The organism is Streptomyces sp. NPDC085866, assembly GCF_044541035.1.
Classification (GTDB): Bacteria; Actinomycetota; Actinomycetes; order Streptomycetales; family Streptomycetaceae; genus Streptomyces.
The window spans coordinates 339,023-353,540 of sequence record NZ_JBITSQ010000009.1 but is presented as its reverse complement, the minus strand read 5'-3'; the positions used below and the strand labels follow the sequence as shown (position 1 = coordinate 353,540).

The following is a 14,518-nucleotide window of genomic DNA, read 5'->3' as shown; positions in this document are numbered from 1 at the left end:
GCTCTGGGGGGTCGACTTGGTCATGGCAGCTTGCTTCCGCCTCCACTGCCGCCGAGTCTGTGACCGGCTACCAACGGGATGGTCCCAGTGAGCATGGGGGTGCTTGCCATGGCGGCAGTGGACGTGTCGAGGATCGATCGTCGCGTGCGGGCCGAAGTGGCGCTGAGACGGGCTGGCCCCACTCCATGGTCTCGACACCATCGTGATCGACGGGACCCCTGGCCATCATGAAGATGCCTCCCTGGCAGGCGACCCTTCTCCCACTTGGCGGTCCTGGTTCTCACGCCCGGACAGCCGCCTCGGCGATCGCCAATGCCCCCGCCATGATGCTCAGTTGGGGATTCACCTGAGGGCAGCTGGGGAGCACAGAGGCATCCGCGAGCAGTACGCCGTGTACTCCGCGGAGCCTGCCCCACGGGTCGGCCGGGAAGCGGTGCGGGTCCGCGCCCGCGGCGACCGTGCCGGTGGGGTGGTAGGCCGAGAGATGGAGGTGGCGTGCGCTCGTGCCGGCCAGGACGGCGTCCAGTTCCGTGAGGCTGCGTACCCGGGGTGTCCGGGGGATGCCGGTGAGCACTTCCTCGGCACCGGCGGCGAACAGCAGCTCTCCCATGGCGCGCACCGCGCTCAGCAGGCGGCCCGCGTCGCGCTGGTCCAGGTCGTAGCGGATCAGTGAGCGGTCGCGGCCGAGGACGCGACCGGAGGGGCGGTCGGCGATCATGGCGCCCAGCGTGGCGAGCCGGTCTGCGGTCTCCAGTTCGCGGCGCAGTTCGGTGCCCAGTCCGGGGAGGATGAAGGAGCCCATGCCGGGCGGGGTGGCGGTGGCCTCGATGAGGATGCCTCGCGAGTGGTGCTCTTCGACCCCGACGCTCTGCAGCACGCCTTCCCAGGCGGTGACCGGTTCGGCGAAGCGTCCGGCGAGGCTCGTGGCCGGGTGGACGCTGAGATTGCGGCCGAGGCGGGGGTGCCGGCCCAGGCCGGAGCGGCGTAGGAGCGGTGGGGACTGCAGCGCGCCCGCGGCGACGACGACCAGGGGCGCGAGGATCTCGAAGCCGCCGTTCGCCTCGCAGCGTGCCCGTACCCCTGCCGCGCGGGGGCCTCCGGGCCGGTCCGTGTCGACGAGGATGCGCTCGACTCGGGCTCCGGTGACGATTCGGGCCCCCGCGGCGCAGGCTTCGGGCAGCACGGACAGCTGCACGCTCTGTTTGGCGCCGGTCGGACAGCCCACCACGCACTGGCAGGAGCCCTGGCAGCCGGGGGCGTTACGGCGCAGGGGCGCGGCCTGCCAGCCGAGTTCACGCGCGCCGCCCAGCGCGATGTGGCCGTTGTTGCCGAGGACGTCGACGGGTTGGACGGCCACCCGCAGGGTGCGCTCGGCCTCCTCCAGGTACCGGTCGAAGCCGTCGGCGGGAGTGAATCCGAAGTCCTTGCTCCAGCGGGCCAGGACGTGGCCCGGAGTGCGGTAGCAGGTACCGGAGTTGACGACCGTGGTGCCGCCGACTGCTCGGCCCGTCGGCAGCAGCAGCGGTGGGTTGCCGACGGCGACGGTCGCTCCGCCGTCCCGGTAGAGGTCGGTGAAGCGGTCCAGGGGCGGGCGCCGGCCGAACGACTCGGTGGAGTGGTGCTGCCCCTCCTCCAGGACGACGACGTCCAGTCCGGCTCGGGCCAGGGTCCGTGCGGCCGTCGCCCCGCCCGCGCCCGAGCCGATGACGACGGCGTCGGCGGTGGTGCGAGCGGGCCAGTCGGGCGCCGGTGTCAGGTCGAGCGGCGGGTCCTGGCGGGTGAGGCCGCGCGGTGTGGGACCGTCCTGGAGCATCCGCTCTGTGCCGGCGGCCAGGAGGACGGGCACCTTCAGTACGTCGAGGAGTGGGAGAAGGGCGGGCCGTGCGGCCAGTTCGGCCAGTACGGATTCCCGTTCGGGCGTGGTGAGTGCGCCGAGCGTGCGTCCGGTGCGTGCCATGGCGTAGGCGTCCACCCCGCGCGCTGCTGCCCTCAGGCCGGCCCGCGCGGCGAGTGGCATCGCGGTGAGGACCGTCTCCAGTCTGGCGGGGACGCGACGGGGCCAGTCGGCTGTGCCGTCGTCGGCGATCAGGGCGGACACGAGGCCGGTGAGAGTCATCGTGTGCCCACCTCCGCGTGAGCCGTGCCCTCCAGCGTCCACTCGGCCTCGGTCCGCCAGCCGCCGAACCACCACCGCTCCAGCAGGACGTGCGCGTCGGCACGCTCGCTGTTGTGACATGTGGCGTGTTGGCCGTCGGGGTCGGTGTAGTCGAGGGCGAGGGTACGGTCCGCTCGCTGGGTGACCTCGACCCGGATCCGGCGCAGGCCGGTGCGGCCGGTGACCGTCCACGTGGGCAGGGCGACATCGGCGCGGAAACGCCCCGCTCCGGCCCAGCCGGCCGCCGACCGCTCGGGGCGGCGCGGCCACGTGCGACCCTGCCGGCGCAGTCGGAGGAAGACCAGAGGGGGAAGCCGGCGCAGGCCCGGGCGCATGGAGACGGCGGCCACGATCTCCAGGACGTCCCCGCCGCCGAGGTCGGCGTGCAGCCAGGCCCAGCGGCGGGCGTTGCCGTGGCCGTAGATGCGGGCGGAGGCGCCCGGGGCGGCGGTGAGGGTCAGCGTGGTGTCGTCGTGGGTGAAGGTGCCGTCGTAGGTGGCCCTGGCCGCGGGGAGTATCTGGGCGGCCGGAAGCAGGGGCCGGCGCCAGGACCAGCGCGGGAAGGTGAACAGCGGTTCGTCCGTGGGACGTTCGGTCAGGTCCCAGCGCAGGGCGCCGCCCTCGGCCGCTCCGGACAGGCGTCCGGGTCGCACCGCGACCCCGTCGGCGCTGAAGCCGGAGTCGTCGGGAGTCCGCTTGGCGGGTCCGAAGCGGGCGTGCCGCACGGGGCCGTCCTTGGGGAAGACCGCGGCCCACCCGTGCGCGTACGGCTCGGATCCGTCGGCCGGCGCGGTCAGTTCGTGGTGCAGCCACAGTCCGCTGCCGGTGGCCGGGTCGGTGATGGTGGTGTACCAGACCTCGGTACGGCCGGGTTCGCCGCGCCAGCGGGGCGCGAGGAACGCGTCGGGATCTTCCTGCCGTGGGAAGCGGAAGCCGGCCAGGAAGGGGATGAGTTGCGTGCGGAGGGGGAAGCGGAGGGTGCCGGTGCCGATCCGCTCGCCGTCCTCGTGGAGGGTGTACGGCAGCACGGTCATCGAGGCCACGGGCCTGCGCGGGGTGACGGACTTCCAGCCGTCGAGGGTGAGTCGGCGGCCTTCGGCGGTGAAGGTGATGCGGTAGCGGATACGGCGTCGTGCGAGCGGTGAGATCTCCAGCTCTCCCTCGGCGCACGGGTCGTCGGCCCAGCCCGCGATCCGTATCCGGCCGGTGGCGCGGGCCTCGGTCGTACCGAGGAGGCGGAGAAGGCGGTCGGCCGAGACAGTCAGATCGAGGCGGACCCGGCGCGTACGGTCCTCGTCGTCGAGCCGCAGCGTGCCGAGCATCGTCTCGCGAAAGACCGTGCCACGAGCGGGTGAGCCGGTGTCCGCGGCCGTGCGTGAGGTCGTCTGCCTGCTCATGAGAGCCCCTCCAGCATGATCCGCTCGGTCGCCGTCAGGTACTGCCCGGCCGCCCGCCGGGCGGCGGCCTCGTCGCCGCACGCCACCGCTTCGACCACCGGCTCCAGGCGCCCGCGAGCGACCCCGGCGTCCGTGAACGGGCCCCTGAGTGCGGCACGCACCGGCAGATAGGCGTTGAAGAGGGTGTTGGTCAGCAGGACGTAGACGCGGTTGCCGGTGGCGCGGGCCAGGGCCCGGTGGACCTCGATGTCCGCGAGCTGTACGGCATCGGCGTCCGCCGCGTCCCCCACGGCTGCCAGGAGGGCGCGCAGCTCGGCCCGCTGCCGGTCGGTCGCCCGCGTCGCGGCCCGCTCGGCGATCAACGCGCCGATGCTGCGCCGTACTTCGAAGACCTCGCCGATCCAGTCGGGGCTGTGCCGTACGAGCATGGGCAGCAGGTCGGCCCCGCCCAGGCGCAGGTAGTCCCGCACACGGGTGCCGACGCCGTGCCGGGTCTCCAGCAGTCCGGCCTGCATCAGGCGGCCGAAGGCGTGCTTGAGGGTGGTGCGGGTGACGCCGTAGCCGTCGGCGAGCGTGCGCTCGGGCGGCAGGTAACTGCCCGCCGGGTGGCGCCCGGTGAGGATGTCCTCACGCAGTCGGTTCTCCAGAACATCGACGATGGTCTCGCGGGGCAGTGCCTCCACGCCGTCCTCCCGAGTGGCTCAGTGGATGAGCCACTCAACCAATAGGCGCTCGTGGAGTCAATGGTCCAGCCGCGACGAATGGGAGTTCATCCGAACTCCGTCAAGACGCGGCAGCTGACGCTCAGTTGCCGTCGTGCACGGTGGTGAGGCCGTTGAACACTCCGACGTAGGCCGTACCGTCGGGGCCGAGAGTGATCGGGGCCCAGTTGTTGTCGTAGTCGATGCCGGTGCCCACCAGTTGCTTGAAGCGGGTTTCACCCGTGCGGAAGTCGACGGCGGTCAGGTACCAGGCGTCGATGCCCAGCGGGTTCGGGTCCTTCGTGTACAGGTACAGCAGGCCGTTGGCGGTGGACAGCTTCGGCACGGTGGAGGGTGAGCGTTCGCCGCTCTCCCACACGGTGTCGCAGCCGCTGCCGTCCTTGCGGACGTCGATGCGGGTGACTCCGCCGATGACGCTGCGTCCGAAGGTGAGCGAACTGATGTTCTCGTAGCCGTAGTTGTTCTCGACCACGAGGCTGTTGCCCCAGCTGATCAACGAGTTGTCCGTGGTGGAGGCTCCGGAGCCGAAGACGGGGATCTCGCAGACCAGGCGGCGGTCGTCCGGGACGGCGGCGTCCCGACGGTAGACCAGGACGTGCATGCGGTCGTCGGCGTTGTCGGTGATGGCGACGTACTTTCCGCCCTCGCCGAAGATGTCCGGTGTGGTGCCGGATCCCTGGTTGACGGAGCCGGGTTTGGTGCCGGTTCCGCGGTCGTAGGTCTGCCGCCAGACCACCTCGGGTGTGCCGTCGGCCGTGGCACGGAAGTCGTACAGAGCGTGGTCGGAGACGATGGCGACGCCGTCCTCGGAGACGGAGAAGGAGTTCTGGATCTCCTCGCCGGCGAGCCGGACGGACCGGATGGTGCCGGAGGCGGGGTCGACGGTCCCGACACGGCCCTGCCGGGTGACCCACCAGATGCGGCCGGCCCAATCGGGCATGACGGACGTGACCGGGTCGCATTCGCCGCTGGGGTGCAGGTTGGTCCAGGTGACGCAGTCGTGGGGTACGTGACTGCCGAGGTCCCAGTCGTCGGTGACGCTGAAACTCCAGGTTCCGTCAGGGGCCTGGCGGTGCGCCAGGCGCAGGAGGTGCTGGCGGGAGTCTGCGAGCACCAGCCGGTCCTGGTCGTCGAGGTAGGAGTAGGCGCCGCCGGACGTGTCCTTGAAGATCCGGGAGAAGTCGAGACGGGTGATCGCCTCGACGGTGGACGGCCGTTGCGGCAGCTTGTACTCGGCCAGGGTGGCAAGAGTGTGCGGGTCGAGCAGCTTGACCAGGAAACCAGTGAACGTCCCGCAGACAGTGACGATCCGGCCCTCACGGTCGAAGGTGACGTTGGCGCACTCGCCACCGAGCAGCGCCATGCGTTCGCTGCCGACCTGGGGTTGCCTGCCGAGCGGGCCGTTCCACGGGTAGGTGGCGCTGCCCCAGGCATCGGCGTGCATGCCGCTGCGTCCGTTGGCCGCGAGAAACGGGTGCTGCGGGGGCTGCTTGCCGGACAGGGGCCGGGCGATGGTGGGGGCGCCGTCGTAGGCGTCGACCAGCCGGTGGCCCGGCGCCTTGGGTATCGGCTCGGCCTGGGCGGGGGCGGGCCCGGCGACGGCTGTGGCTGCCGCCATGGTGAGGGCGACGGCCAGGGCACGGCTGAGTCTCCTGCGGGACATGCGACTCCTCGGGTGCGTACGACAGTGGTCGCGCCGACGGCGACCATAGGAGCGCCGTGTCGAGGAGTCCACAGAAAGATGAGGATTGTTCATGATCCTGCAATGACCTGGGCAGGGGCGTGTTGTCGTGCGTGCGGAGCCGCCCAGTGCGACCGCGGCGGCCTGCTCCGTAAATGACTGGCCCTCGGCCTGACTCGGCGGGATGATCCCCGGTGGCAGCTGTGCGACCGCCGCCCTGGCACAAGGGGGGCCGCGTACTGGTGCTTTCTCCTGCCCGGGAAGGGACTGTGATGACCACTGCCGCGTCCGAGCCGACCGGTTCCGAGCCGGAGCCCGAGGTGCGCACTGCAGCAGGGGTGCTGCGCGGCAGCGCGGACGAGGGCGTGGCGGTCTTCCGCGGCATCCCCTTCGCCGAGTCGCCGGTGGACCAGCTCCGATTCGCCGCACCACAGCCGGTGACGGGCTGGGACGGCGTACGCAGGGCCGTGTCGTACGGCCCGCCGCCTCCGCAGGCAGGGCACTTCGGCATGGACGCGCTGGCACGGGAGTCGGTGGGCACCGACTGGCTGACGGTCAACGTCTGGTCGCCCGAACCGTGCCGGGGGGCGGGGCTGCCGGTGATGGCGTGGATCCCCGGCGGCGCCTACAGCATCGGCATGTCCAGCCTCCCGGAGTACGACGGGGCCCGTCTCGCACGGGAGGGCGGTGTCGTCGTGGTGACGCTCAACTACCGCGTGGGCATGGAGGGGTTCGCGCACCTAGACGGAGCGCCCGCCAATCGGGGACTGCTCGATCAGGTGGCCGCGCTGGAGTGGGTGCGCGACAACATCGGGGCTTTCGGGGGCGACCCGGACCAGGTCACGGTCTTCGGCCAGTCGGCCGGCGCGGGGTCGGTCGCCGCGCTGCTGGCGATGCCGCGCGCGGCTGGGCTCTTCCGCCGGGCCATCGCGCAGAGCATGCCGGGGACGTTCTTCTCAGCGGCGCTCGCTGCCGACATCGCCGCCGCCTGCGCGGCCGAGCTGGGACTGCGGCCCACAGTGGCCGACCTGACCACCGTGGCCCCGGACCGGCTGCCGGCCGCCGGCGACGCGATCATGGCCAAGTGCGCCTCGTTCGCGGAGCGCTGGGGCCCCGTCGCACACCGGTCGATCCCGTTCTCGCCCGTCGTCGACGGTGATGTTCTGCCCGTCACTCCATGGCAGGCCCTGGCCGACGGAGCGGGCCGGGACATCGACCTCCTCGTCGGGCACACGCGTGACGAGCAGCGGCTGTTGACCGCGCTCGACGGCATGCTGGGGCAGGTGACGGAAGAGCGGGCCGAGACTGCTCTGGAGGTCTTCGCCCCCGGCCCGGACGGTGCACGCCGGTACCGAGACGGTTTCCCGGGCGCAGGCCCGGACGAGCTGTACGAACTGGTCAACTCTGACTGGCTGTTCCGCATGCCGAGCCTCCACCTCGCCACCGCGCAGATCACCGGCGGCGGACGTGCCCACCTGTACGAACTGGCCTGGTCCGCCCCGGGAATGGGCGGTGTCCTCGGCGCATGCCACGGCCTCGACGTACCTCTCGTGTTCGGCAACCTGGGCAGCGGTCAGCCTGCGGCGCTGATCGGGGAGGACCCCTCCCCCGCTGCGGAAGAGCTGTCCGCACGTATGCGCACCGCGTGGACCGCCTTCGCCGCGCAGGGTGACCCCGGCTGGGCCCCGTACGACGTCGAGCAACGCCTCACGCAGCTCTTCGACACGCGACCGACCGTCACCGCGTATCCGGAGGAGACCTCTCGCCTCATCTGGCGAGACCACTCCATTCCTGTGCTGCCGCTGTTGGACCGGTAGCAGCCCGGTCCCTCGACGGCTCCCCCGAAGCGTCGACTGGTCGGCATCACCCCGAAGACGATAAAATCGCTCTTTTGTTCAGGTATTCACTCTCGCCGAGGGACCGAACCGCCAGGCAAGAGGGCTGTGACGCCGTCATGAGGAATTCTCAAGTGTGTACCGCCCGTCGCATGGATCTGCTGGCGCCGTGCGCAGCCCTGCTGATCGTGGGATGCGTCCTTCCCGGAGAGGCGAGCCGCACCACGTTGTCCGCCGCGTCGGCCACACCGGCGGTGACAGCACACGCCCCTGCCCCCTCTCCGACGGCGCTGAATCCCGTCGATCCCGCCGCCTTCCGGGCCACCGTCGAGCGTGCGGCCAAGAAGCTCATGGTTCCCGGCGCGGTGGTGCTGCTCCGCACCCCGCAGGGGACCTTCCGGGCGGCCGTCGGTACCACCGAGCTGGGTACGGCCACACGGCCCACCACGAGTGACCACTTCCGGATCGCCTCCAACACCAAGACGATGACCTCGGCGCTGGTCCTCCTCCTTGCCCAGGACGGCAGGCTCCGGCTGAGCGACCCGGTGTCCGACTACGTCCCCGGGGTGCCGGGCGGCGCCCACATCACCATCGCCGACCTGCTGAAGATGCGCAGCGGGCTGTACAACTACACCAGCGCGCCCGAGCTCTCGGCAGCCCTGGACGCCGATCCGGGCAGGGCTGTGACGCCGCAGGAGATGCTGGACATCGCGTTCCGGCGCCCGCCGAACTTCGCGCCCGACGCGTCGTACGAGTACAGCAACACCAACTACGCGCTGCTGGGCCTCGTCGCCGAGAAGGCGGGGGGCCGGCCGCTGGCCCAGCAGTTCCGGGACCGGCTGTTCGCCCCGCTCGGCCTGGTGGGGACCTCACTGCCCGGCTCGGACGATCTGTCCCTGCCTGTTCCCTGTGCACATGGCTACATGTACGGCGGAACCGCCTATGCGTTGGTCGACCGGCCCTACCCCGCCGACCTGCAGGCGGCGGCCCGGTCAGGGAAGCTCGAGCCGCTGGACTACACCCACCAGAACCCCTCGTACGCCACCGCCGCCGGAGGCGTCATCTCGACCTCGGACGACCTGGCCACCTGGATCCGGGCTCTGGTGACGGGCAAGGTCCTGGGGCCCGCGTTCCAGCAGCAGTGGCTCCACAGCCCGCAAGCCGAAGACCCGGCCGCGCCCGACGGGCAGAAGTACGGGTACGGCATCAGCCACCAGCGCTTCGGCCCCCACGCCTCGATGTACTACCACGGCGGTGAGCTCCCCGGCTTCAACTCCTTCATCGGCTACGACCCGGACAACAAGGTCACGCTCGTGATCTGGACGAACCTGACCCTGTCGCCCGAGGGCCGGACCACTGCCCAGGCCCTGCTGCCCACCGTCCTCGACCAGATCTACGCCGGCCTCTCCCTCCCCACCCGTGCCGCGGCACCGCCGGCCGTCACCCGCCCGGAGCGCGCCTCCTCCACCGGTCCGCACCAGGCGGTGTCACCACGCCACGGCGTCGAACAGAGCCGCCGTGTCCGGTTCCCGGCTGTGGTTCAGGGTCTGCTCGGCCCAGATCACCTTGCCTTGGGCCGCATAGCGGGTGCCCCAGCGGTCCGCGAACTGGGAGACGAGGAACAGGCCGCGGCCCCCCTCGTCGGTGGTGGCCGCGCGCCGTATCCGGGGTGAGGTGTTGCTGCCGTCCGACACCTCGCAGACCAGGGTGCTTCCCAGCAGGATCCTGACCCGCACGGGCGGAGCGCCGTACCGGATCGCGTTGGTGAGCAGCTCGCTGAGGATCAGTTCCGTGGTGAACGCCGACTCCTGCAGCCCCCAGTCGTCCAGGCGGCGGCTGACATCCGTGCGCACCCGGGACACGGCCTGCACATCGGAGGGCACGTCCCAGGTCGCCACCTGGGAAGGGTCGAGCAGCCGGGTCCGGGCTACGAGCAGCGCCACGTCGTCACCGGGTGTCTCGGGCAGCAGCGTCTCCATGAGAGCGCGGCAGGTCTCCTCCGGTGTCTGGTCCGCGTGGGCGACGGTCGAGCGGAGCAGGTCCAGGCCCTCGTCGATGTCCCGGCTGCGGTTCTCGATCAGGCCGTCGGTGAACAGGACGAGGCGGCTGCCCTCCGACAGGGCCAGCTCGCCGGCCTCGAAGGGGTGCCCACCCACCCCCAGGGGCGGCGACAGGGGGACGTCGGGCATGGTCACCGTGCCGTGTTCGTCGACCACGGCCGGTGCGAGGTGGCCGGCCCGGGCGACGGTGCAGCGCCCGCCGACCGGGTCGTAGATGGCGTAGAGGCAGGTGGCGCCGGTGAGGGGCGCACGGTCGTCGTCCGCGTTCGCCGTCTGCGTGTCCAGGCGGGTCACCATCTCGTCGAGACGGGTCAGCAGCTCGTCCGGGGCCAGGTCCAGGGAGGAGAAGTTCAGCACGGCGGTCCGCAGCCGTGCCATGGTCACCGCGGCGTGCAGCCCGTGCCCGACGACGTCGCCGACGGTCAGGGCCACCCGGAAACCGGGCAGGGGGATGACGTCGAACCAGTCGCCGCCGACGCCGGACCGGGCCGGCAGGTAGCGCGAGGCGATCTCCAGTGCGTCCTGGTCCGGCAGGTCCAGGGGCAGCAGGCTGCGCTGCAGGGTCACGGCCATGGCGTGCTCGCGGGAGTACCGGCGTGCGTTGTCGATCGCGACGGCCGCCCGGGCGACCAGTTCCTCGGCGACGGCGACGTCCTCCTCCTCGAACCGGGCGGAGTCGGCGCCGCGCCAGAAGTTGACCATGCCGAGGACGATCCCCCGGGCCCGCAGAGGGACCGTGACCAGTGAGTGGATGCCGTACTCCAGGGCCTGTCGTGCTCCTTCCGGGTCCTGGGCCCGCCAGTCCTGGGCAGTGTGCAGGTCCGGCACCAGGACGGCCTTGCCGCGTTGCAGCGCCGCCACCATCGGTGTGTCCGCCACCACGAACTGGATCAGGTCTCCCACCGGCTGCAACGGATGCCCGGCGCGTGATTCGCTCAGCGCGGTGCGCCGCATGCGCAGTACGGCGCCGGTGGGTTCCTCGCCACGCAGCACGGAGTCGAGGAGTTCCACGGTGACGAAGTCGGCCATGCGCGGGACCGCGACCTCCGAGAGCTCCTCGGCCGTACGCCGTACGTCGAGCGTGGTGCCGATCCGCGTGCCGGCCTCGTACAGGAACGACAGCCGGCCCCGTGCCACCTCGGCCTGGCCGGACAGGGCTCTCAGCTCCGTGGTGTCCCGGAAGGTGGCCACCAGGCCCTGCGCGCCGTCGTACGGTGCGATGTGCCGTGTGTTCACCGCCAGCAGCCGGTCCCCGGCCGGCATCACCTCGTCGGAGACGGCCTCGCCCGACGCCAGCAACCGTCTCAGGCCGGACCCCAGCCCCAGCTCCGTCACATGCCGCTGGTCGGCGTCCTCGGGCAGGTCCAGCAGCCGGTGCGCCTCGTCGTTGGCGAGCAGCAGTCGCCCGTCGCCGCCGACGATCAGGACTCCCTCACGCACCGCGTGCAGCACGGCGTCGTGGTGCTCGTACATCTGGGTCATCTCGGCGGGCCCTAGCCCGTGGGTCTGCCGCAGCAACCGCCTGCTCACGAGAGCCGCACCGCCGGTCGCGAGCACGAGTGCCCCCGCCGCCGCGCCGAGCAGTATCGGCAGCTGCTGGCTCAGCACGTGGCCCAGGGTCTCGTACCGGATCCCGGCGCTGACCATGCCGATCACACGTCTGCTCGCGTCCGTCACGGGAACGACCGCGCGCACGGCGTCGGTCGGCCGGCCGTGGAACGTCTCCGTGAACGTCTCCCCCGCGGCGGCTCGGCCGACACCCTGTGCCTTCGTGCCGATCAGGGCGGGGTCGGGGTCGGTGAGCCGGACCCCGTGCTTGTCCAGGACGGTGATGAAGTCGACGCCGGATCCCAGCATCGCCCGCTCCACCGGCGCCTGCAGCCGTGCCGTCGGATCCGGTGACCGCAGCGCGAGTACCGTGCCGGGTGCGTGCGCGAACGCCTCCGCCGCGGCCAGTGAACGGCCCTTGGCGCTGCGCTCGGCGTCGTACCGCCCCTGCACCACCAGTGCGGCCGCCGCCACCGCGACCAGCAGCAGCATGATGAGGGCCTGCAGCAGGAAGACCTGCGCGGCGAGCGTGCGGACACTCAGGGACGGCCAGAGGCGGCGTCCCTGAGACGGCCAGGGGCCGGTACGACCACGGCGGGTACGGCGGGGCGGATCGGACGGCCGCCCGGGGCCGGGCGGCGGCACCGCTCTCCTCCATGGCCGGCGGGAGCGTCCGCTCATGCCCCTTTTCTAACACTGCGGCAGCATCCGCTCTACGTGGACCGCTCCTCGCCCGGTGGGGTCCGGCAGCGTATGGCGAGAGCCGCGATGTCGTCGTCGAGCCGTCCGCCGCTGTAGTGGAGCAGGTCCCGGTGCAGCCGGTCCAGCAGCTCGCGGGGCGGCGCCGGGCCGAGCTGCCGCATCCACTCCGGCAGGGGGAAGAACGCGCCGTCGCGGTTCCGGGTCTCCGTTACGCCGTCCGTGTAGAGAAGCAACTGGTCGCCGTCGCAGAAGGTGACGGTGTCAACGATGTAGTGGTCGCCGAGGAGCGTCGCGAGGTTGAGAGGCGGCGAGGGCATGCTGGACTCGAGGACGCGGATCTCCCCGTTCTGCACGAGCAGGGGTGGCGGGTGCCCACAGTTGAGAATTCTGACCTGCCCACCGCCGTACGGGATCTCGGCGATCAGTGCGGTGGCGAAGTGCTCGGGCTGGTCCGGGGCGGGGGTAGCAAGGCTGTGCCGGGCTATGCTCGCTTCCAGGCGACGGATGATGCTCCTCAGGTCGGGTTGGTCGTACGCGTTCTCCCTGAAACAGTTGATCACCGCCGAGGCCGCTCCCACCGCCTTGAGTCCCTTGCCGCGCACGTCACCGATGAGGAGCCGGACCCCGTACGGGGTGTCGGCCGCCTCGTAGAAGTCGCCACCGATCCGGGCCTGCTCCTGGGCCGCCAGATACAGCGACTCGATCTCGACGTTCTGGATGCGGCGCGGCAGCGGGCGGAGCAGTACTTTCTGGGCTGCGTCCGCGACCAGCCGGACCTGGAAGAGCATCTCCTCGCGCTCGAGGCGTAGATGGCTGGCGTATGCGGCCGCCAGGGTGACCGCGACGATCGCGGCACCCGTGTACGGCGTTCCCAGGTCGGAGTAGACGAGACTGAGTCCGATCATGACCAGCAGGCAGAACGCCCCCAGCAGGATCGTCGGCACGACGGCCCACAACGCGGCCGCGAGGGCGGGTGCTGCGGGCAGGAGGCGGCTGAAGGCGATCTCCCTCGGTGTGGCGAAGGCCAGGCCGCTGATGAGAAGGGTCAGGATCACCGGTGACAGCATCACCGGGTCCCGTCGGCCACCGACTGGAGGGCGACGCTGGTGCCGTCCCGACCTGATCACAAAATGCATCTTATCGGGATGATGCAGACAGCACGCCATGGAAGGCCACACACCCACGGTCGGTGATCAGCCGCTCGAAGCGGCAAAAGGCCGGCTGCGGGCACGCACGGGGGAAAACCCCCGGAGGTCAGGCGGGGCAGCCCTCGTGTCCACTGGGTGGCTGGCAGGCTTCTTCGGGCGGTGGACCGTCCCCAGAATTTTCGGCATGACGATTTCCCCTGATGCCTCCGTGGCGCCCCGGGCCTCCGACGCGTGTGCGGACACGCCCGCCCCCGGTGCCGGCAGCGACTTCGCGAGACTGTCCCAGCGCATGAGCGAAGCCGGCCTGCTGAAGCGGCGCCCCGGTTACTACACGGTACGGCTCGGACTCGTGGTCGGGCTCTTCGCCGCGGGCTGGGGGACCTTCTTCGCGCTGGGCGACACCTGGTGGCAACTGGCCGTGGCCGCCTTTCTGGCCGTGATGTTCGGGCAGGTCGCCCTGGTGGCGCACGACCTGGCCCACCGGCAGGTCTTCCGGCGGCGTCGGCACAGCGAGATCTGGGGACGACTGTTCGGCAACCTCGGCATAGGTATGAGCTACGGCTGGTGGATGAACAAGCACACCCGCCACCACGCCAATCCCAATCATGAGGAGCTGGACCCCGACGTCGCCCCGGACATCCTGGTGTGGTCCACCGAGCAAGCCCGCGCCAGCAGTGGCGTGGCCCGTCTCCTCGGTGGTCACCAGGCACTGCTGTTCTTCCCGCTGCTGACCCTGGAGGGCTTCAATCTGCACGTCGCGAGCCTGCGGGCGCTGCGCTCGCCCTCCATGAGGAACCGGCTGCTCGAAGCCGCTCTGTTGCTGCTGCACATCGCGGCTCTGCTCACCGCCCTGTTCCTGGTGCTCTCGCCCGGGAGGGCGGTGGCGTTCCTCGCCGTGAACCAGTGCCTGTTCGGCGTCTACCTGGGCTGCACCTTCGCCCCCAATCACAAGGGCATGCCCACGATCACCGGTGCACAGCGGCTCGACTTCCTGCGCCGCCAGGTGCTGACGTCGCGCAACGTGCGCGGCGGTTGGTTCACGGATGTGATGCTGGGTGGGCTCAACTACCAGATCGAGCACCATCTGTTCCCGAGCATGCCCACGGTCCACCTGCGCCGGGCCCAGGTGATCGTGCGGGAGTACTGCACCGAGATCGGGGTGCCGTACCACGAGACGGGGCTGATCCAGTCCTATCGCGAGGCCCTGGCACACATGCATCGGGTGGGAGAGCCGATCCGGCAGCAGCGCAGGGCGTGATCGCGCCGGGCT

At 71.1% G+C, this 14,518-nt stretch carries 8 protein-coding genes and 1 pseudogene; 3 read left to right on the top strand and 6 right to left on the bottom strand.

All coding sequences use genetic code 11. From position 1 onward, the window contains the following. Window positions 1-280: 280 nt before the first annotated feature. The 4 genes from ACIF83_RS24625 to ACIF83_RS24610 all read right to left on the bottom strand — a co-directional run bounded on the left by ACIF83_RS24625 (window position 281) and on the right by ACIF83_RS24610 (window position 5,937). On the bottom strand, window positions 281-2,116 hold the full coding sequence (locus ACIF83_RS24625) for a GMC family oxidoreductase N-terminal domain-containing protein (RefSeq protein ID WP_399729966.1): 1,836 nt from the start codon (window positions 2,114-2,116) through the stop codon (window positions 281-283). Then, window positions 2,113-3,552: a hypothetical protein gene (locus ACIF83_RS24620; RefSeq protein ID WP_399729963.1), complete on the bottom strand. Its 1,440-nt coding sequence runs from the start codon at window positions 3,550-3,552 to the stop codon at window positions 2,113-2,115. Before ACIF83_RS24620 ends, ACIF83_RS24625 begins: the two co-directional genes overlap by 4 nt. Further along, window positions 3,549-4,235 (bottom strand): FadR/GntR family transcriptional regulator, encoded by a 687-nt coding sequence (locus ACIF83_RS24615; protein WP_393479740.1) that lies wholly within the window; start codon window positions 4,233-4,235, stop codon window positions 3,549-3,551. The genes ACIF83_RS24620 and ACIF83_RS24615 overlap by 4 nt, the downstream gene beginning before the upstream one ends. A gap of 121 nt (window positions 4,236-4,356) precedes the next feature. After that, window positions 4,357-5,937, bottom strand: coding sequence for a hypothetical protein (locus ACIF83_RS24610; RefSeq protein WP_399729960.1), 1,581 nt, complete (start codon window positions 5,935-5,937; stop codon window positions 4,357-4,359). A gap of 290 nt (window positions 5,938-6,227) precedes the next feature. Here ACIF83_RS24610 and ACIF83_RS24605 point away from each other — a divergent pair, with 290 nt between their 5' ends. Beyond that, a complete protein-coding gene (locus tag ACIF83_RS24605) occupies window positions 6,228-7,772 on the top strand; it encodes a carboxylesterase/lipase family protein (protein WP_399729957.1) in 1,545 nt (514 codons plus the stop codon). A gap of 137 nt (window positions 7,773-7,909) precedes the next feature. Further along, window positions 7,910-9,139 (top strand): annotated as a pseudogene (locus ACIF83_RS24600) (serine hydrolase domain-containing protein); the annotation flags it as partial. A gap of 138 nt (window positions 9,140-9,277) precedes the next feature. On the opposite strand, the gene ACIF83_RS24595 reads toward ACIF83_RS24600, so the two are convergent. Continuing rightward, on the bottom strand, window positions 9,278-12,079 hold the full coding sequence (locus tag ACIF83_RS24595) for a SpoIIE family protein phosphatase (RefSeq protein ID WP_398140513.1): 2,802 nt from the start codon (window positions 12,077-12,079) through the stop codon (window positions 9,278-9,280). 32 nt (window positions 12,080-12,111) lie between these two features. Next, complete coding sequence (locus ACIF83_RS24590) at window positions 12,112-13,227, bottom strand: PP2C family protein-serine/threonine phosphatase (protein ID WP_393479733.1); 1,116 nt, start codon at window positions 13,225-13,227, stop codon at window positions 12,112-12,114. A 205-nt stretch (window positions 13,228-13,432) separates the two neighbouring features. Here ACIF83_RS24590 and ACIF83_RS24585 point away from each other — a divergent pair, with 205 nt between their 5' ends. Continuing rightward, the gene (locus tag ACIF83_RS24585) at window positions 13,433-14,506 is read left to right on the top strand and encodes a fatty acid desaturase family protein (protein WP_399729953.1); all 1,074 of its coding nucleotides are present in this window, start codon (window positions 13,433-13,435) and stop codon (window positions 14,504-14,506) included. The last annotated feature ends 12 nt before the right edge of the window (window positions 14,507-14,518 follow it).

Excerpts from the sequence above, each read along its gene's own strand:
- ACIF83_RS24625 (WP_399729966.1), bottom strand. The coding sequence starts at position 2,116 with ATGACTCTCACCGGCCTCGTGTCCGCCCTGATCGCCGACGACGGCACA.
- ACIF83_RS24620 (WP_399729963.1), bottom strand. The coding sequence starts at position 3,552 with ATGAGCAGGCAGACGACCTCACGCACGGCCGCGGACACCGGCTCACCC.
- ACIF83_RS24610 (WP_399729960.1), bottom strand. The coding sequence starts at position 5,937 with ATGTCCCGCAGGAGACTCAGCCGTGCCCTGGCCGTCGCCCTCACCATG.
- ACIF83_RS24605 (WP_399729957.1), top strand. The coding sequence starts at position 6,228 with ATGACCACTGCCGCGTCCGAGCCGACCGGTTCCGAGCCGGAGCCCGAG.
- ACIF83_RS24595 (WP_398140513.1), bottom strand. The coding sequence starts at position 12,079 with ATGAGCGGACGCTCCCGCCGGCCATGGAGGAGAGCGGTGCCGCCGCCC.
- ACIF83_RS24585 (WP_399729953.1), top strand. The coding sequence starts at position 13,433 with ATGACGATTTCCCCTGATGCCTCCGTGGCGCCCCGGGCCTCCGACGCG.